This window comes from Bradyrhizobium sp. Kon58 (genome assembly GCF_055807455.1).
The window spans coordinates 63,707-80,849 of sequence record NZ_JBVVOT010000001.1 but is presented as its reverse complement, the minus strand read 5'-3'; the positions used below and the strand labels follow the sequence as shown (position 1 = coordinate 80,849).

Sequence of the window (17,143 nt, the reverse complement as noted above, 5' to 3'; positions counted from 1 at the left end):
GGTTAAAGGCTCCTTGCGGCTTCCAGCACTTCGTCGGCGTGGCCATCGACCCGGACATTGCGCCAGATCCGGGCGATCTTGCCGTCGGCGCCAAGCAGCATCGTGGTGCGAAGAACTCCCAGGAAGCTCTTGCCATACATGGACTTTTCGCCCCAGGCGTCGTAGGCCTCCAGCATCTTGTGCGTCTCGTCCGAGATGAGGGGCACGCCGAGACTGTGCTTGTCGCGGAACTTGTCCTGAGCCTTGACCGGATCGGCGGAGATACCGAGCACGGCGGTGCCAGCCGCGGCGAAGGCGCCGGTCAGCCGGGTGAAATCGATGGCTTCCCTGGTGCAGCCCGGCGTGTCGGCGCGGGGGTAGAAGAACAGGACCAGCTTCTGGCCGGCATAATCCGACAGCGCGACGACACCGCCACCGTCGCGGGGCAGGCGGAAGGCGGGGGCCTTCTGACCCTCGGCCAAGCCGGCCTTCGCCGTCGCTTTGGGCGCTGATGCCGATTTGGAAGAATTTAACCGTTTCGATGCGGCCTTATGCGATGCTGTCTTTGCTATGGTCCCAGTTGATTTGCTCGCCGGTGTCCGCTGTGTTTTCGCGGGCTTGGTTTGAGTCGCAGCCCGCACTTTCACGGGTGTCTTTTTAGCCGTCGGACTGCCGGAGGGCGTTTTGGACGATTTCTTTCGGGATTTCTTGGACATACGCCTTCCTTTCGTCGCTTTCGGCGGGTCAACCAAAGCGGTATTGCAGCCCTTTTCCGCTATGCCGGAATCGTGCCCTCTGCGGGGGGAGTCTGACGACGCCGGAGTCTGGTTACAAGGAATTCCACGCACCACCCCACTGCTCGTTGAACGCGCTCCCGGGGCGACATGACGAACAGAAGGAATATTCGAGGTATGGCGGCAATGCCGGCGCGGGAAGCTTCGCTTCCCGTCGACGGCTGCGGCCCCGGCGGCGCTCAATCCCACGACGGGCGCCTGTATCGAGAGGCAATGGCAAGGAATACGTCGCCCCAGGATTACAATCGGGATTCGGATCGGCGCGGCAGCCAACCAGAGCAGCAGCAATGGGACGACGCCGATTGGGATCCGGATCAGGAAGCGGCGGCGGGCTATCGGGCGCGCCGGCTGTTGTCGCGTTCCAATTCGGGCTTCCATCGCTTCGCTGACGGGTTTGGTCCGTTGCGCCGCTGGCTGGGCGGCGGTCGCTGGCTGAAGCGCGTGGCCGTGGTCGTCGGTGCCCTGGTCGTCATCTTCGTCGGCTGTTTCGGCGCGCTGTGGTGGCGGCTCGGCGCCGGCCCCATCAATCTCGACATTGCGACGCCGTGGCTCGCGGCCGCGATCGAGGACAATATCGGTCACGGCAACACCGTGGAGGTTGGCGGCACGCAGATCGAGCGGGCCGGGCGGATCCGGATCGCCGTGCGCATCCGCGATATCGTCGTGCGCGACCACGATCATGTCATTGTCGCCACCGCACCGAAGGCCGAGGTGAAGCTGTCGGGTGCAGGCCTGCTGATGGGGCATCTGCGCGCCGAAAGCCTCAACCTCGTCGACGCCGAGCTCGCGATCCGGATCGCGCCTGACGGCACCGTCACGGTATCGGCTGGCGACACCGCAAAGCCGCTCGCAACCGGCGTCGCATCCAAGAAGGACGCGGGGCTGCCGCCGACTTTCCCGCGCAACGGTGTGCCACCGCCGCCATTCGCCACCGAGCCTGCGACCTCCGACGCATCGCAAGCCGCGACCCAGGTCACGGCCCCGACTGGCATTCTTCAGGGCCTCGACTGGCTCGACAGTCTGAGCATGACCGGCCTCGACGGCCAGAATCTCAACGAGATCGGCCTGAAGAACGGCAATCTGATCGTCGACGACCAGCAGCGCGGCAGCAAATGGACGTTTGAGAACATCACGCTCAGCCTCCGCCGACCGAGCCGTGGCGGCGTCGCGCTCAGCCTCGGCGAGGAGGGCGCGCGTCCGTGGTCGCTGCGTGCCACGATCGGCCCCACCGAGAACGGCGTGCGCTCGGTCGATATCCGCGCCGACAAGGTTTCGACCGCCAACATCCTGCTGGCGCTGCGGGTGAAGGATCTCACCTACACCGCCGACCTCCCGCTGACCGGCGAGCTCAAGGGCGAGCTCGGCCGCGACGGCGTGCCGACCTTCTTTCGCGGCAAGATCGCAGTCGGTGCGGGCAACATCATCGACACCGATACACCCGATTATCCGATGGCGATCGACTCGGCCGAGATCAATGTCGAGTGGGACGCCAATCGGCGGGTGCTGGTCGCTCCGTTCAAGGTCCTCTCGGGCGCGAACCGTATGACGCTTCTGGCTCATGTCGAGCCGCCCAACGGCACCGTCAATGACTGGCAGCTCGGTTTCAGCGGCGGTTCGATCCTGCTCGGCGGCATCGACAACGAGCCGCCGCTGGTCTTCAACCGTATTGCGATCGGCTTCCGCTTCGACACCGACCACAAGAGGCTGCTGTTGACGCAGGCCGATATCTCCAACGGAGAGATCGGCGTCGCCGGCACCGGTGCCATCGACTATTCGGGCGAGCCACGGCTGACATTGGGTTTTGCGGGAACGCCGATGTCGGCCTCGGCGCTCAAGCGGATGTGGCCGACGCTTGTCGTTCCCGAATTGCGCGAATGGGTGATCGAGCGGATCGAGCGTGGAACGCTCCAGCGCATCGAGATCGGCGTTAATTCGCCGACGAAGAATCTTCCGCGCAAGGGCCCACCCATTCCCGACGACGGCCTGTCGGTCAATATCGTGGCGAGCGGTGTCACGGTTCGCCCTGTCGATGGCCTGCCGGTGGTGCACGATGCCGATTTGAAGGCGCGCGTGACCGGGCGCACCGCGACCGTGAACATCGGGCAGGGCATTGCCGATACGCCGGCGGGTCGCAAGGTCACGATTTCCGACTTCGTCTTCGAGGTGCCCGATATGGCGCCCAAGCCGTCGCCGTCGCGAACCAGATTCCGTGTCGAAGGTCCGGTGCCTGCGGCTGCCGAAATGCTTTCCAACGATCGCTTGAGCGATCTGTCGTCGACCGTCATCGATCCCAACGCCAGCAAGGGGACGTTCTCGGCGAACGTCCAGCTTGGGCTGCCGGTCAAGGGCGAGCTGACCAAAGCCGACACCACCTACAGCGTTACCGCCGATCTCAATGGTTTTGGTGCCGACAAGCTGGTGATGAACCAGAAGCTGGAGGCCAACAACCTCAAGGTCGTCGCGAGCAATCAGGGCTATCAGGTAAAGGGCGACGTCAAGATCAACGGGCAGGCGGCCTCGCTCGATTATCGCAAGCCGGCCGAGGGCGATGCGGACGTCAAATTGCAGACCACGCTGGACGATGCGAGCCGCGCGCGCCTCGGGTTCGATCTGGGCCCCGCCGTCAGCGGATCGGTGCCGATCAAGCTGTCAGGCAAAATCGCCGGGGGGCCCGACCAGACGACCAAGCTCGGCATCGAGGCCGACCTGACCTCGGTCAAGCTCGACAACATCCTGCCCGGCTGGGTCAAGTTGCCGGGCAGAGCGGGCAAGGCCAGCTTCAAGGTGGTGCCGACAGCGCAATCCACGCGCCTGGAGGAGATCGTCATCGAAGGCGGCGGCGCCTCGATCAAGGGGTCGCTCGAGGTCGATGCCAACGGCGATCTCATGAACGCAAACTTCCCGACCTACGCGCCGTCCGACGGCGACAAGGCGTCGCTGAAGGTGGAGCGCAGCCAGGACGGCGTGGTCAAGGGCACCATGCGCGGCGACGTATTCGACGGCCGCGGCTTTCTGAAATCGGCGATCTCAGGCAATTCCAAGGACGATGCCAAGAGCAAGACGAAGAACGTCGATTTCGACATGGACGTGAAGCTCGGCGCCGTCATGGGTTTCAACGGCGAGGCGATGCGCAGCGTCGAGGCCAAGATGTCGCGGCGCAACGGTGCGGTCAAAGCCTTCACGCTGAGCGGCAGGATCGGAAAAGACACGCCTGTGGCCGCCGATTTGCGCGGCGGCCGCGCCCAGGGCAACCGCGAGGTGATCTATCTCCAGACCAGCGATGCCGGCAACTTCCTGCGCTTCACAGACACCACCAACAAGGTCTTCGGCGGCCAGATGGTGGTGGCCATGGAGCCGCCGACGTCGGAGCCTACGACGCGGGAAGGCCTGATCAACGTGCGCGACTTCTCGGTCAAGGGAATGGATCAACTCGATCGCGTCGCGGCGGGCGCTCCCAATGGCGCGCAGAGCGGCGTCGCCTTCACGGCGTTGCGCGCGGAGTTCACGCGGCAGAACGGCGCGCTCACGATCCGCGACGGCGTGGTCAAGGGGCCGATGATCGGCGCCACCATCGAGGGCTCGATCGACTTTCCCGGCAACCAGGTCTGCATGAGTGGCACCTTCGTGCCGATGTATGGCGTCAACAACATCTTCGGCCAGATCCCGTTGTTCGGCATCTTCCTCGGCGGCGGCAACAATGAGGGATTGATCGGCGTGACCTACGAGGTCGTCGGCACGCCGGCCGCGCCCGTGATGCGCGTCAATCCGATTTCGGCGATGGCGCCCGGCCTGTTCCGCAAGATCTTCGAATTCAACACCGGCAAGCAGAACTCGCCGTTCGAGGAATTCCCGTCGCAGTCGAGCGATGGCTCGACCGGAACGACGCGCCAGCTCTCGAGCGGCTGCACCCTCGCGCGGCGATAGCGGCGAGGCCACCCCTTCGCGTGTCCGAGAATGAATGCGGTGGTGGTTTGCGCGCGGCCATCCTTCGAGACGCCCGCTCCGCGGGCTCCTCAGGATGAGGTCCTGTTCCACGGATAAATCTTAGATCCTCATGGTGAGGAGCCCGCGGAGCTGGCGTCTCGAACCACGAGGCCCGTGCGCCGCCTTACGCCGCGCGCACGCCGGCCAGGAAGGTCCCGACTTCGCCGGAGAGCTGCTCGGCCTGCTTGGAGAGGTTTGACGCCGCGGCGAGCACCATGCCTGCGGCATTGCCGGTCTCGTTTGCTGCCGTGCTGACGCCGCCGATATTGGTGGTGACTTCCTGGGTCGCCTCCGCCGTCTGCGAGACGCTGCGGGCGATCTCGGCAGTGGCGGCGCCTTGCTCCTCGATCGCAGCGCCGATCGAGGTGGCGATCCGGCTGACCTCCTCGATGGTGGCGGTGATGCCGCCGATGGCGTCTACCGCTTCCTTGGTCGCGCCCTGGATCTGGGCGATCTTGTCGCCGATCTCGCGGGTGGCTTCCGCAGTCTGGCTCGCCAGCGACTTCACCTCGGAGGCGACGACGGCGAAGCCGCGGCCGGCCTCACCGGCGCGCGCGGCCTCGATGGTGGCGTTGAGCGCGAGCAGATTGGTCTGCGCCGCGATGCTGGAAATCAGCTCGGCGACATGCTCGATCTGCTGGGCGCCGTCCGAGAGGGCGCGCACGATGGTGTCGGTGCGGCGTGCGCTGTCCACGGCGCGGCCGGTGACCACGGCTGATTGCGCGACCTGACGGCTGATCTCCGTGATGGAGGAGGAGAGCTCCTCGGCGGCAGCCGCGACCGTCTGGACGCGCTGGCTGGCTTCGGTGGCGGCCGAGCCGACGACGGCGGCGCGGCGGTTGGTGCCTTCCGCGGTCGACGACATCGACTTGGCGGTGACCTCCAGCTCGCCGGAGCCCGAGGCCATCAGGCCGACGAGCTGGCCGACGGAGGCATCGAAGCGATCGGCAAGCGAGATCAGCGCGTCGCGCTTCTCCTGCTCGCTGCGGGTCTTGGTGGCGACCTGCTCGGCCTCCAGCTTGCGCGCCGTCAGCGCGGTCTGCCTGAGCACTTCGAGGGTCTCGGCCATGCGGCCGATCTCGTCGCCGCGACCGGTCTCCTCGACCGCCGCGTCGATGGCGCCTTCGGAAATGGCCTGCATGCGGTTCTTCTGGCGGTCGAGCGCGCCGAGCACGTCGCGGGCGATCAGCCAGGACAGCGTCGCCATCAGCAGCATCAGGCCGATGCCGATCGCCCCCAGTTCCAGCGTCAAGGCTCGCACGTCGGCGTCGATGTCGTCGACATAGAGGCCGTAGCTGATCGTCGCGTTCCAGGGCGCGAATTTGCGCGCGAACACGGTCTTGCGGACCGGCTCGGTCTGGCCGGGGCGGGGATAGAGATAGGAGGTCACGCCGCCCTGTGCGGTCTCAGCGCCGGCCTTGATAATGGCGTCGGCGATCAGGACGCCATTGGAGTCCTTCGCACCGGTGATCTTGCCTTCGAGCTGCTGGTTGGCGCCGTTGACGATGAGGGACGTATCGGCGTTATAGACCACCGGATAGCCTTGGCCGCCATTGAAGCTCATGCGGCGGCCGCGCTGGTGGAACTGGATTTTTGCTTCAGCCTGCGTCAGCTTGCCGGCGCCGACTTCCTCCTCAAGTGATTGGGCGAGGTTGTGGAGCATATCGACGGCGGTCCGCATCTGCTGGACGCGGTCCTCCAGCATGCGGCTCTTGCTGAGCACGGACGACACCCCGATGATGGCCGTGACCGTGAGAGCCGAAAGACAGACCATGCTGGCGAGCTTGGTGCGGATCTTGAGGTGGCTCAGCAGCTTCATCACAGCCTCGACGGAATGGTTATTGTTGCTCGCGTCGGTAGCATGAAATTCTTACCAATCATGAATGGACGCGTGCGACGAGCTGCCGCGCAAGCGGCGTCCGCAAGCTGCATGCGCAAACATCCATGCGGAAATGCGCCGCGTCGGCGCTTGGCAAGGCAACTCGGAGAAAGATTGTGTGGGTCTTTAGTCCCGACCGAATCCGGTGGGAGCGGACATGAACCGATTCGTCCACCGCCTCATCATGTCGATGCTGCTGGTCGCGGTCCTCGTTCTCGTCTGGAACGTGCTGGGCTCGCGCTGAGATGGCACCCGTAAATGTACGGGTGCCATCTCTTTATCCGCGAATCAATTGCTGCCACCTCAGCGCCGCGCGAACGCGCCGCCGGTCGTGCCGCTAGTCCTTGCCCATCGCCGCATCGGCGCTGACCGAGCCGCCGCCGGCTGCTGAGAGATAGAGGCAGGCGAAGCAGAACAGGATCGCCGCGGTGCCACCATTGAGCAGCGGCAGGAACACCGGCGTCTCGCCCTTGAACATGTGGCCCATGAAGTAGGCGAAAGCCATCTCACCCGACAGGATGAACGCCGCGAGGCGGGTGAACAGGCCGATCATCAGCAGCGCGCCAAGCACGAGCTCAAGCGTACCGGCTGCGTAGATGATCGGCGGGATGTTTGCGAAGTAGGGAAGCACCGGAAACTTGAACAGCTTCGCGATGCCGTACTGGAGCAACAGGAGTCCAGTGATGAAGCGAAACAGGCTCAAGAGAACCGGTTGAAAGCGAACGAGATAGGGAAAGTTCATTGGTTTGTGCCCTCCATCCAATGCTTGCGACTAGGACCGCATTCAGTTCTGCCCTGCAAGCCGCCCAAGGGCAATTTGCGCTGACATTTTTGTCATGTCGGACAAAACACCGCAGAAAGGACTTTCAGTCGCGCGCGATCCACATTTTTTTGCGGCTGTTCGCGTCGTGCCCATCCGTAATTTCCCGGTGACGCGAATGCGCTCAAGTTACCTTGAGGACACCTACCGCCGCAAGGCGGGCACGACCAGGAACGGGATCATCCCGAGCACCACGCTCGCAAGCGCGAAGGCGAGCAGCGCGTTGTAGCCATGGGTCGCGTCATGGATCAGGCCGCCGCTCCAGGAGCCGAAAGCCGAGCCGAGCCCGCTGCCGATCGAGATCGTGCCGTAGATGGTGCCGACACGCTTGCCCCCGAAGATTTTCATCGCGGTCGCCGTGATCAGCGGTCCACGTGAGCCCATCATGCTGCCGAAGCAGACCACGAATCCGGTGAGCAGGAGGAGATTGGCGGAGTATTGCAACAGCCACAGCAGGAAGATGCCGAGGATCGAGATTGCGTAGCTGAGCAGCACTGACGGCCGACGTCCGATCAGGCCGTCGAGCGCGGACACGCCGAGCATGCCGAACACCAGCACGACGCCGGAGAAGCCCCAGGCCGTCGCGGCCTGCAGCGGCGGAAAGCCGGCATCGATCAGATAGGCCACGATCTGGGCTGCGATCGCATACATGCCGACCGCAGTGAAGAAGAAGGTCGAGAACAGCGCCCAGAAGGCGTGATGGCGCATCGCGCTCGGAAGGGTCCAGCCGTGATCGACGAAATCCGGATCGGTCTTCTTCGCGATATGCGGCGAGCCCGAGGCGAACCGCCGCCATGGCAGCAGCATGAGCGGCACCAGCAGGCCGAGAGCGGCGAAGCCGAACAGCTGGTAGGTTTCGCGCCAGCCGAGACGATCGATCAAAAGCTGCGAAGCCGGCAGCAGCGCCAGTACGCCGCCACCCATCGCCGAGTAGACCACCGCCATCGCGGTCGGCAGCTTTGGGCCGAACCAGCGGCCCAGCAGGATCGAGTTCGGCACATTGCCGATGAAGGCGACGCCGACGCCGACGCAGAGTCCGATCGAGAGCTGGAACTGCCAGAGTGACTGCGCGTGGCTTGCGATCAGGAAAGCCGAGCCGAGCAGCAACAGGCCGAGTGCGTAGACGATGCGCGGTCCGGAATGATCGAACAGGCGCCCGACCAACGGCGCGGTCAGTCCGCTGACGAGCCAGGTCAGCGAATAGATCGAGACCACCTGGGCGCGATCCCAGCCAAAGTTTTCCGAGATCGGCTTCAGGAAGACGGTGAAGCTTTCGCTGAGGCCGCGGCCGAGCACGGCGAGTGTGAAGCAGAGCGCGAGCACCACGAGCGCGGTGCGCACGACGCCCTGCGGCGTCGCCGTGACGCGTTCCCTGGTCGCTTGCTTGGACTGTTCCTCTAGCGTGTTCTGGTCCATTGCCGATCAGGGAGCGCGCTTCAGCGCGCCCTGACAAGCAGCGAAAAGCTCATACGCCTATGCAGGCCTGAGCAGGATGTGCTTCTTCTTGCCGAACGACAGTTTGATCACGCCTTCCGGCGTCAAGTCGGCCGCCGACAACGCCATCTTTTCGTCGGTGACGGGCTCGTCATTGACGCGCAGGCCGCCGCCCTTGATCTGGCGCCGTGCTTCGCCGTTGGAGGCAACGAGACCCGCCTTGACGAAGGCGTTGAGCACGCCGAGGCCGGCGTCGAACTCGCCGCGCGGAATTTCCACGGTCGGCAGGCTCTCGGCCAGCGCGCCTTCCTCGAAGGTGCGGCGCGCGGTCTCGGCCGCCTCGTTCGCGGCCTCGCGGCCGTGCAGCAGCGCGGTTGCCTCGGTGGCGAGCACCTTCTTGGCCTCGTTGATCTCGGAGCCTCCGAGCGCCTCGAGCTTCCTGATCTCGCTCATCGGCAGCGTCGTGAACAGCTTGAGGAATTTGCCGACGTCGGCGTCTTCGGTGTTGCGCCAGTACTGCCAGAAATCATACGGCGAGAACTGGTCGGCGTTGAGCCAGACCGCGCCTTGCGCGGTCTTGCCCATCTTGGCGCCCGACGCGGTCGTCAGCAGCGGCGTCGTCAGCGCGTACAGTTGATGGGTGCCCATGCGACGGCCGAGATCGACGCCCATGATGATGTTGCCCCACTGGTCGGAGCCGCCCATCTGCAAGTTGCAGCCGGTCCGCCTGGCGAGCTCGACATAGTCGTAGGCCTGGCAGATCATGTAGTTGAACTCGATGAAGCTCATCTCCTGCTCGCGCTCGAGGCGGAGCCGCACCGAGTCCATGGTCAGCATGCGGTTGACCGAGAAGTGCCGGCCGACGTCGCGCAGCATCTCGATGTAGTTGAGCTTTGTCAGCCACTCGGCATTGTCGAGCATGATGGCGTCGCTCTTGCCCTCGCCATAGCGCAGCACTTTTGCGAACACACCACGGATAGATTCCTTGTTGGCCTCGATCTCGGCGACGGAGCGGATCGCACGCGTCTCGTCCTTGCCGGAGGGGTCGCCGACCATGGTGGTGCCGCCGCCCATCAGGGTGATCGGCTTGTTGCCGGACTGCTGCAGCCAGTGCAGCATCATCATGGTCAGGTAATTGCCGATGTGCAGCGAGCGGGCGGTGCAATCGTAGCCGACATAACCGGTCACCTCGCCCTTGGCGGCGAGTGCGTCCAGCCCCTCGAAATCGGAGCACTGATGGACGAATCCACGTTCCTGCAGCGTGTTGAGGAAATCCGATTTGAATGCAGTCATTTGTCGGCGCGCCTGACAATTCTTGGTTTACTGTTTTGGGAGCAATTTAAGGGTCTTCTATGGGAACTCGATTGCTGCCCGCCACTTTGGCCTGTGGCATTATAAGATGTGTCCCTCTGGCACAAGATCGGCATGCCGGAAGGGTCTCTTGAGGACGCTGATCCATGATGTTGACGGCACTCGGTTTGATGAGCGGCACCTCGCTGGACGGGGTGGATGTCGCGCTGATCGAAACCGACGGAAAGCAGGTGAAGGCATTCGGGCCGTCCGGCTACCGGCCCTATAGCCCGGCGGAGCGCAACCTGCTGCGGCAGGCGCTGAGCGAGGCGGTGCACCTGCCGCAGCGCGACGCCCGGCCGGGGATCTTGGCCGAGGCCGAGCGCGCGGTGACCCAGGCGCATGCTGAGGCGGTGGCCGCCTTCATCGCCCAGAACCGGATGAAACCGGAAGACATCGACATCGTCGGCTTTCACGGCCAGACCGTGCTGCACCGCCCCGAGAAGCGACTGACCGTGCAGATCGGCGATGCGCCGGCGCTGGCCAAGGCGATCCATATCCCGGTGATGTATGATTTCCGCGCCGCCGACGTCGAGGCCGGCGGGCAGGGCGCGCCATTCGTGCCGGTTTATCACCGCGCGCTCGTCCATTCGCTGGAGCGCGAAGGGCCGATCGTTGTGGTCAATATCGGCGGCGTCTCCAACATCACCTATATCGACGGCAACGACACGCTGATTGCCTGCGACACAGGCCCTGGCAACGCGCTGCTCGACGATTTCATGTATCGCACCATGAACCAGGCGTTCGACGCGGACGGAAAGTTCGCGGCCCTCGGCAAGGCGGACGAAGCCTGGATCGCACGGGCGCTGGAGTTGCCGTTCTTCGCAAACCCGCCGCCGAAATCGCTCGACCGCAACGACTTTGCTGCCCTCAAGCTGGGCGATATCGCGCCGGCCGACGGCGCCGCGACGCTCACCGCCTTCACCGCGGCGGCCATCGCCCGCATCATCCCGCTGCTGCCACGCAGGCCGCGAAGCTGGATCGTCTGCGGCGGCGGCGCCCGCAACCGGACCATGCTCCAGATGCTGCGGGAGCGCGTGGGGTCCGCCACTGTCGAGGCCGCCGAGACGGTCGGCTGGGCCTCCGACGCCATCGAGGCGCAGGCCTTTGGCTTCTTGGCTGCCCGCGGCCTAAAGGGCCTGCCGCTGTCGTATCCCGCTACCACGGGCGTGCCAATGCCAATGACGGGCGGGGTGATCGCGCGACCGTGAGGTGATCCTACAGCGATACCGGTCGATGCAAATGCATCGAACTTGACGAGTGCATGCAAATGCATCTATATTGGATGCAGTTGCATCCAACCGCCGGGATCGTTGCCATGACCGCTTCCCTCAAACTGATTAGCCACAAGCTCTGCCCATACGTGCAACGCGCGGTGATCGCGCTCAAGGAGAAGGGCGTTTCGTTCGAGCGGGTCGACATCGATCTCGCGAACAAGCCCGACTGGTTTCTCAAACTGTCTCCGCTCGGCAAGGTGCCGGTGCTGATCGTCTCGACCGACAAGGGCGAGGTCGCATTGTTCGAGAGCAACGTGATCTGCGAATACATCGAGGAGACGCAAGGCGGCCGAAAACTGCATCCGACTGATGCGCTCGAGCGTGCCGAGCATCGCGCCTGGATGGAGTTCGGCTCAGCGATTCTCGGCGATCTCTGGGGGCTGGAGACCACGACCGACCCGGCGACCTTCGAGAGCAAGCGTCAGGCGCTTGCGGCGAAATTCGCGCGTGTCGAAGCAGCGCTCGTGGCGGGGCCTTATTTCTCAGGCGAGGCGTTCAGCCTGGTCGACGCGGTGTTCGCGCCAGTGTTCCGCTATTTCGATCTGTTCGATGAACTGACCGAGCATGGAATCTTCAGGGATTTGCCAAAGGTGCAGGCGTGGCGGGCCGAACTGGCGAAGCGCCCCAGTGTGCGCTCGGCGGTCGACTCAAATTATCCGGAATTACTCCGCGCCTTCCTCGTGCGCCACGACGCGCATCTGCTCAAGCTTGCGGCCTGAGCCCAAGCCGATGTCCCAATCCATGGCCTGGCTGATGCTGGTGATCGCCGGCGCACTTGATGTCGGTTGGGCGATCTCGATGAAATATGCGGAAGGCTATACGCGCACCGGCTGGAGCGTCGTTTCGCTCGTGCTGCTCGTAGCCTTCGTTGTCCTGCTCGGGCGTGCCTTGAAGGTGCTCGAGGTCGGCGTCGCCTATTCGGTGTGGACCGGGATTGGCGCCGCCGGCACCTTCATCATGGGCGTCGTGCTGTTCGGCGAGACCTTGAGCGCGATGAAGCTTGCGGGCATCGCGCTCGTCTTGATGGGAATCGTCGCGCTCAAGCTGGCTTGAGCGGTGCCCCTTTAGCGCACGTTGGCGAGGCGCATGTCGAGATAGGCGGTGATGGTTTCCATCAGCGGCTCGAGCTTGGCGTCGAAGAAATGATTGGCGCCAGGGATGACCTGCTGGTCGATCACGATTCCCTTTTGCGTCTTCAGCTTCTCGACCAGCGTGTTCACGTCCTTGGGCGGCACTACCGCATCCTTCTCGCCATGCACGATCAGGCCGGAGGACGGGCAGGGCGCGAGGAACGAGAAGTCGTAGAGGTTGGCGGGCGGCGCGATCGAGATGAAGCCCTCGACCTCCGGACGGCGCATCAGCAGCTGCATGCCGATCCAGGCGCCGAAGGAGAAGCCGGCAACCCAGCAGGCGCGCGCTTCGGGATTGATGGTCTGCGCCCAGTCGAGCGCCGCGGCCGCGTCCGACAATTCGCCGGTGCCGTGGTCGAACGAGCCCTGGCTGCGGCCGACGCCGCGGAAATTGAATCGCAGCACCGAGAAGCCACGATGCGCGAACGCATAGTAGCACTGGTAGATGATCTGGTGATTCATCGTGCCGTGGAACTGCGGATGCGGATGCAGGACCATCGCGATCGGCGCGTTCTTCTGCTTGGCCGGATGGTAGCGGCCTTCGAGACGGCCGGCGGGGCCGGTGAAAATAACTTCAGGCATGATGATCTCTTGATTGATCCCTTGAAGACGCTCTTCAACAATCAACCGATTGTGCGGATTTCATCGGCTGCTGGGCCGATCAATCCGCGAATGGAAGGGTGGAGCGGCGCCCTCGGATGATGCGCGAGCGGCGCGCGGCGAACTGACGCGCGCGTTCTAACATGAGGCGAGGGTCAAAAAGCAAGCATCTTGAACATCCCGCAATCGGCTCAAGACCTTAGCGTGTCATGGCCGTCATCGCGCGAAGGCGATTGGGAATCGAGATTGCCAAGCGCTGCCCGGGGGCCCATGTCGGGTACCAGTGCGTAAGAAGCAGCCTGATCCGGATGGTAATATAATACGTCATGCCGAGCCGTGTTTATCTCGACTGGAACGCGACCACGCCGCTTCGCCCTGAGGCGCGAAGCGCAATGCTCGCAGCCTACGAGCTGATCGGCAATCCGTCCTCGGTTCACGCCGAGGGGCGCGAGGCGCGTCGGCTTATTGAGGAGGCACGGACCACGCTTGCGATGGCTGTGGGAGCGCTGCCGCGGAACGTCGTCTTCACCTCCACGGGAACCGAAGCCAACGCGCTGGCGCTGTCACCGGGGCTTCGGGGGCCGTCTGGGGGGCCTGTCGAGCGGCTTCTGGTCTCGGCCGTCGAGCATGCTTCGGTACTGGCAGGCGGTCGGTTCCCGGCAGATGAGATCGGTCAGATCAGGGTCACGCGTTCCGGTGTGATCGACCTCGATCATTTGAAGGCGCTGCTCAGCGAGGGGCCGCCGGCGTTGGTTTCCGTCATGGCCGCCAACAACGAGACGGGCGCACTGCAGCCGGTCACTGACGTCGCGGGAATCGTTCACGGGGCCGGCGGCCTCCTGCACGTCGATGCAATCCAGGCGCTTGGAAAAATCCCCTTCGATATCAGGGTGATCGGCGCGGACCTTGCGACCTTTTCTGCGCACAAGATCGGCGGCCCCAAGGGGATCGGCGCACTGGTCGTGGCCGAGGGCGTGGCCGGACTTGAGCCGGTGCTGCGGGGCGGCGGGCAGGAGCTGAACCGGCGCGCCGGAACCGAGAATGTCGCCGGCATTGCCGGCTTCGGGGCATCCGTGCGGGTTGCCCTTCAGGCTTTGCCGGAGGATGCGGAACGGATGGTAACCCTCAGAGATCGCTTGGAAAATGGCATTTGCTCCATGGCCGGCGCAACGGTCTTCTCAGGTGACGTCAGGCGGTTGCCTAATACCTTTCTTTTCACGGCTCCTGGCTTGAAAGCCGAGACCGCCGTGATCGGCTTCGACCTCGAAGGCGTCGCCGTGTCTTCAGGCTCCGCCTGTTCCTCGGGTAAGGTGCAGCCGTCCCACGTGCTGTCGGCGATGGGGTATGATCCCACCGTCGCGCAGGGAGCGGTGCGTCTCAGTCTGGGCTGGTCCACGGAGCCGGATGACATCAACAGGGCGTTAGAGGCTTGGCGAAAGCTCGGTAATACCCTACTTAAGGGATAAGCGATGAAACACGGCTTGAACGGTTCTAAGCGCGTGCGTCCCGCCAAGAAACATCGTAATAGTCGTCCGAGTTTGATGATCCACCGCGGTCCTTGAAACCGCGAGCGGAGGATAGAATGCCAGCCGTGCAAGAGACGGTCGAGCGCGTGAAGCGCATCGACGTCGATCAGTATCGTTATGGGTTTGAGACCCTGATCGAGTCCGACAAGGCCCCCAAGGGGCTGTCGGAAGAGACCGTCAAGTTCATCTCCGAGAAGAAGAACGAACCCGCCTGGATGCTCCAGTGGCGGCTCGAAGCCTATCGGCGTTGGCTGACCATGACCGAGCCGACCTGGGCCCGCGTCGACTATCCCAAGATCGACTTCCAGGACCTCTATTACTATTCGGCGCCGAAGCCGAAGAAGACGATCACCTCGCTCGACGAGATCGATCCGGAGATCCTCAAGACCTACGAAAAGCTCGGCATCCCCTTGCGGGAAGTCGCCATGCTCGAAGGCGTCGAGCCCAAGCCCGGCGAGCAGGATCCCAACAGGCGCAAGATCGCGGTCGACGCTGTCTTCGATTCGGTCTCGGTTGCGACCACCTTCCAGGCAGAGCTGAAGAAGGCCGGCGTGATCTTCATGCCGATCTCGGAAGCGATCCGCGAGCATCCCGAACTGGTGCAGAAATATCTGGGATCCGTGGTGCCGACGTCGGACAATTTCTATGCGACGCTGAACTCGGCGGTGTTCTCGGACGGCTCGTTCGTCTACGTGCCGCCGGGCGTGCGCTGCCCGATGGAGCTGTCCACCTACTTCCGCATCAACGAGCGCAACACCGGCCAGTTCGAGCGCACGCTGATCATCGCGGACAAGGGCTCCTACGTCTCGTACCTCGAAGGCTGCACCGCGCCGCAGCGCGACGAGAACCAGCTGCACGCGGCCGTGGTCGAGCTCGTCACGCACGACGACGCCGAGATCAAATATTCGACGGTGCAGAACTGGTACCCGGGCAATTCGGAAGGCAAGGGCGGCATCTACAATTTCGTCACCAAGCGTGGTGACTGCCGCGGCAACAATTCCAAGATCTCCTGGACCCAGGTCGAGACCGGTTCGGCGATCACCTGGAAGTATCCGAGCTGCATCCTGCGCGGCGACAATTCGCGTGGTGAATTCTACTCGATCGCGATCTCGAACGGCTATCAGCAGGTCGACTCGGGCACCAAGATGATCCATCTCGGCAAGAACACGTCGAGCCGCATCATCTCCAAGGGCATTGCGGCCGGCAGGTCGCAGAACACCTATCGCGGGCTCGTCACGGCGCATCGCAAGGCGACCGGCGCCCGCAACTTCACCGCCTGCGATTCGCTGTTGATCGGCGACAAATGCGGCGCGCACACCGTGCCCTACATCGAAGCCAAGAACTCGTCGGCGACGTTCGAGCACGAGGCCACCACGTCGAAGATCTCCGAAGACGTGCTGTTCTACTGCATCCAGCGCGGCCTCACGCAGGAGGAGGCGGTCGGCCTCGTCGTCAACGGCTTCGTCAAGGACGTGCTGCAGCAACTGCCGATGGAGTTCGCGGTGGAAGCGCAGAAGCTGATTTCGATCTCGCTGGAAGGATCGGTCGGCTAGCGCCGGCCCTCGCGGCGCGCGTTGCGCGCCCCATGCATCATTTGAATAAACTGGACACCAAGATGGCTTTGCTTGAAGTGAAAGACCTCAAGGTTCGTGTCGAGGAGCGTGAGATCCTCCACGGGCTGACGCTGACCGTGAACGAGGGCGAGATCCACGCGATCATGGGGCCGAACGGCTCCGGCAAGTCGACGCTGTCCCACGTCATCGCCGGCAAGCCGGGTTACGAGGTCACTGACGGCGAGATCCTGTTCAAGGGCGAAGACCTGTTCGCGATGGCCCCGAACGAGCGCGCGGCCAAGGGCGTGTTCCTGGCGTTCCAGTATCCGGTCGAGATTCCCGGCGTCTCCACCATGAATTTCTTGCGCACCGCGCTGAACGCGCAGCGCAAGGCGCGCGGCGAGAGCGAATATTCGACGCCGGACTTTTTGAAGAAAGTCCGCGACGTCTCGAAATCGTTGAACATCCCGCAGGACATGCTCAAGCGCGGCGTCAATGTCGGCTTCTCCGGCGGCGAGAAGAAGCGCAATGAGGTGCTGCAGATGGCGCTGTTCGAACCCAGCCTGTGCATCCTCGACGAGATGGATTCCGGCCTCGACATCGACGCGCTGCGCATCGCAGCCGACGGCGTCAACGCGCTGCATTCGCCCAAGCGCGCGATGGTTGTCATCACCCACTATCAGCGGCTGCTGAACTACATCGTGCCTGACGTCGTGCACGTGATGTCAAAAGGCCGTGTCGTGAAGAGCGGTGCCAAGGACCTGGCGCTGGAGCTGGAGTCGTCCGGCTACGCCCAGTACGAGGACGCGTAAGGAAT

The 17,143-nt window shown here is 63.8% G+C and carries 13 protein-coding genes; 7 read left to right on the top strand and 6 right to left on the bottom strand.

The features are described from left to right. Positions 1 to 2 precede the first annotated feature (2 nt). Entirely contained in the window at positions 3 to 695 is a 693-nt protein-coding gene (locus AC0L20_RS00390) for a peroxiredoxin (protein WP_473287452.1), read from the bottom strand. Between the two features lie 204 nt (positions 696 to 899). On the opposite strand from AC0L20_RS00390, the gene AC0L20_RS00385 reads away from it, so the two are divergent. Then, positions 900 to 4,697: a YhdP family protein gene (locus tag AC0L20_RS00385; protein WP_473287451.1), complete on the top strand. Its 3,798-nt coding sequence runs from the start codon at positions 900 to 902 to the stop codon at positions 4,695 to 4,697. A 184-nt stretch (positions 4,698 to 4,881) separates the two neighbouring features. On the opposite strand, the gene AC0L20_RS00380 is transcribed toward AC0L20_RS00385, so the two are convergent. From AC0L20_RS00380 to tyrS, 4 genes are all read right to left on the bottom strand, one after another. Continuing rightward, entirely contained in the window at positions 4,882 to 6,576 is a 1,695-nt protein-coding gene (locus tag AC0L20_RS00380; protein WP_473286919.1) for a methyl-accepting chemotaxis protein, read from the bottom strand. Positions 6,577 to 6,973: 397 nt separating this feature from the next. Further along, complete coding sequence (locus AC0L20_RS00375; protein ID WP_007609771.1) at positions 6,974 to 7,378, bottom strand: DoxX family protein; 405 nt, start codon at positions 7,376 to 7,378, stop codon at positions 6,974 to 6,976. A 222-nt stretch (positions 7,379 to 7,600) separates the two neighbouring features. After that, positions 7,601 to 8,872 carry an MFS transporter gene (locus AC0L20_RS00370; protein ID WP_473286916.1) on the bottom strand — a complete coding sequence of 424 codons (1,272 nt, stop codon included), beginning with the start codon at positions 8,870 to 8,872 and terminating at the stop codon, positions 7,601 to 7,603. Positions 8,873 to 8,929: 57 nt separating this feature from the next. Further along, positions 8,930 to 10,183: a tyrosine--tRNA ligase gene (tyrS, locus tag AC0L20_RS00365; protein WP_456764504.1), complete on the bottom strand. Its 1,254-nt coding sequence runs from the start codon at positions 10,181 to 10,183 to the stop codon at positions 8,930 to 8,932. Between the two features lie 164 nt (positions 10,184 to 10,347). On the opposite strand from tyrS, the gene AC0L20_RS00360 reads away from it, so the two are divergent. The 3 genes from AC0L20_RS00360 (at position 10,348) to AC0L20_RS00350 (ending at position 12,570) form a co-directional block, all read left to right on the top strand. Continuing rightward, positions 10,348 to 11,451 (top strand): anhydro-N-acetylmuramic acid kinase, encoded by a 1,104-nt coding sequence (locus tag AC0L20_RS00360; protein WP_473286911.1) that lies wholly within the window; start codon positions 10,348 to 10,350, stop codon positions 11,449 to 11,451. Between the two features lie 107 nt (positions 11,452 to 11,558). Then, entirely contained in the window at positions 11,559 to 12,236 is a 678-nt protein-coding gene (locus tag AC0L20_RS00355) for a glutathione S-transferase family protein (RefSeq protein ID WP_473286908.1), read from the top strand. 10 nt (positions 12,237 to 12,246) lie between these two features. Continuing rightward, entirely contained in the window at positions 12,247 to 12,570 is a 324-nt protein-coding gene (locus AC0L20_RS00350; protein WP_473286905.1) for a DMT family transporter, read from the top strand. Positions 12,571 to 12,581: 11 nt separating this feature from the next. Here the strand turns inward: AC0L20_RS00350 and AC0L20_RS00345 are convergent, their stop codons facing one another. Beyond that, positions 12,582 to 13,229: an alpha/beta hydrolase gene (locus tag AC0L20_RS00345; RefSeq protein ID WP_007591562.1), complete on the bottom strand. Its 648-nt coding sequence runs from the start codon at positions 13,227 to 13,229 to the stop codon at positions 12,582 to 12,584. A 344-nt stretch (positions 13,230 to 13,573) separates the two neighbouring features. Between AC0L20_RS00345 and AC0L20_RS00340 the strand changes: the two genes are divergently transcribed. The 3 genes from AC0L20_RS00340 to sufC all read left to right on the top strand — a co-directional run bounded on the left by AC0L20_RS00340 (position 13,574) and on the right by sufC (position 17,138). After that, positions 13,574 to 14,713, top strand: coding sequence for a cysteine desulfurase family protein (locus tag AC0L20_RS00340; protein ID WP_473286903.1), 1,140 nt, complete (start codon positions 13,574 to 13,576; stop codon positions 14,711 to 14,713). Positions 14,714 to 14,829: 116 nt separating this feature from the next. Continuing rightward, a complete protein-coding gene (gene sufB / locus AC0L20_RS00335) occupies positions 14,830 to 16,326 on the top strand; it encodes a Fe-S cluster assembly protein SufB (RefSeq protein WP_473286901.1) in 1,497 nt (498 codons plus the stop codon). A gap of 62 nt (positions 16,327 to 16,388) precedes the next feature. Next, a complete protein-coding gene (sufC, locus tag AC0L20_RS00330; RefSeq protein ID WP_473286899.1) occupies positions 16,389 to 17,138 on the top strand; it encodes a Fe-S cluster assembly ATPase SufC in 750 nt (249 codons plus the stop codon). Positions 17,139 to 17,143: the final 5 nt, after the last annotated feature.

Coding starts and splice junctions, on each gene's coding strand:
- AC0L20_RS00390 (WP_473287452.1), bottom strand. CDS start 695: ATGTCCAAGAAATCCCGAAAGAAATCGTCCAAAACGCCCTCCGGCAGT.
- AC0L20_RS00385 (WP_473287451.1), top strand. CDS start 900: ATGCCGGCGCGGGAAGCTTCGCTTCCCGTCGACGGCTGCGGCCCCGGC.
- AC0L20_RS00380 (WP_473286919.1), bottom strand. CDS start 6,576: ATGAAGCTGCTGAGCCACCTCAAGATCCGCACCAAGCTCGCCAGCATG.
- AC0L20_RS00375 (WP_007609771.1), bottom strand. CDS start 7,378: ATGAACTTTCCCTATCTCGTTCGCTTTCAACCGGTTCTCTTGAGCCTG.
- AC0L20_RS00370 (WP_473286916.1), bottom strand. CDS start 8,872: ATGGACCAGAACACGCTAGAGGAACAGTCCAAGCAAGCGACCAGGGAA.
- tyrS (WP_456764504.1), bottom strand. CDS start 10,183: ATGACTGCATTCAAATCGGATTTCCTCAACACGCTGCAGGAACGTGGA.
- AC0L20_RS00360 (WP_473286911.1), top strand. CDS start 10,348: ATGATGTTGACGGCACTCGGTTTGATGAGCGGCACCTCGCTGGACGGG.
- AC0L20_RS00355 (WP_473286908.1), top strand. CDS start 11,559: ATGACCGCTTCCCTCAAACTGATTAGCCACAAGCTCTGCCCATACGTG.
- AC0L20_RS00350 (WP_473286905.1), top strand. CDS start 12,247: ATGTCCCAATCCATGGCCTGGCTGATGCTGGTGATCGCCGGCGCACTT.
- AC0L20_RS00345 (WP_007591562.1), bottom strand. CDS start 13,229: ATGCCTGAAGTTATTTTCACCGGCCCCGCCGGCCGTCTCGAAGGCCGC.
- AC0L20_RS00340 (WP_473286903.1), top strand. CDS start 13,574: ATGCCGAGCCGTGTTTATCTCGACTGGAACGCGACCACGCCGCTTCGC.
- sufB (WP_473286901.1), top strand. CDS start 14,830: ATGCCAGCCGTGCAAGAGACGGTCGAGCGCGTGAAGCGCATCGACGTC.
- sufC (WP_473286899.1), top strand. CDS start 16,389: ATGGCTTTGCTTGAAGTGAAAGACCTCAAGGTTCGTGTCGAGGAGCGT.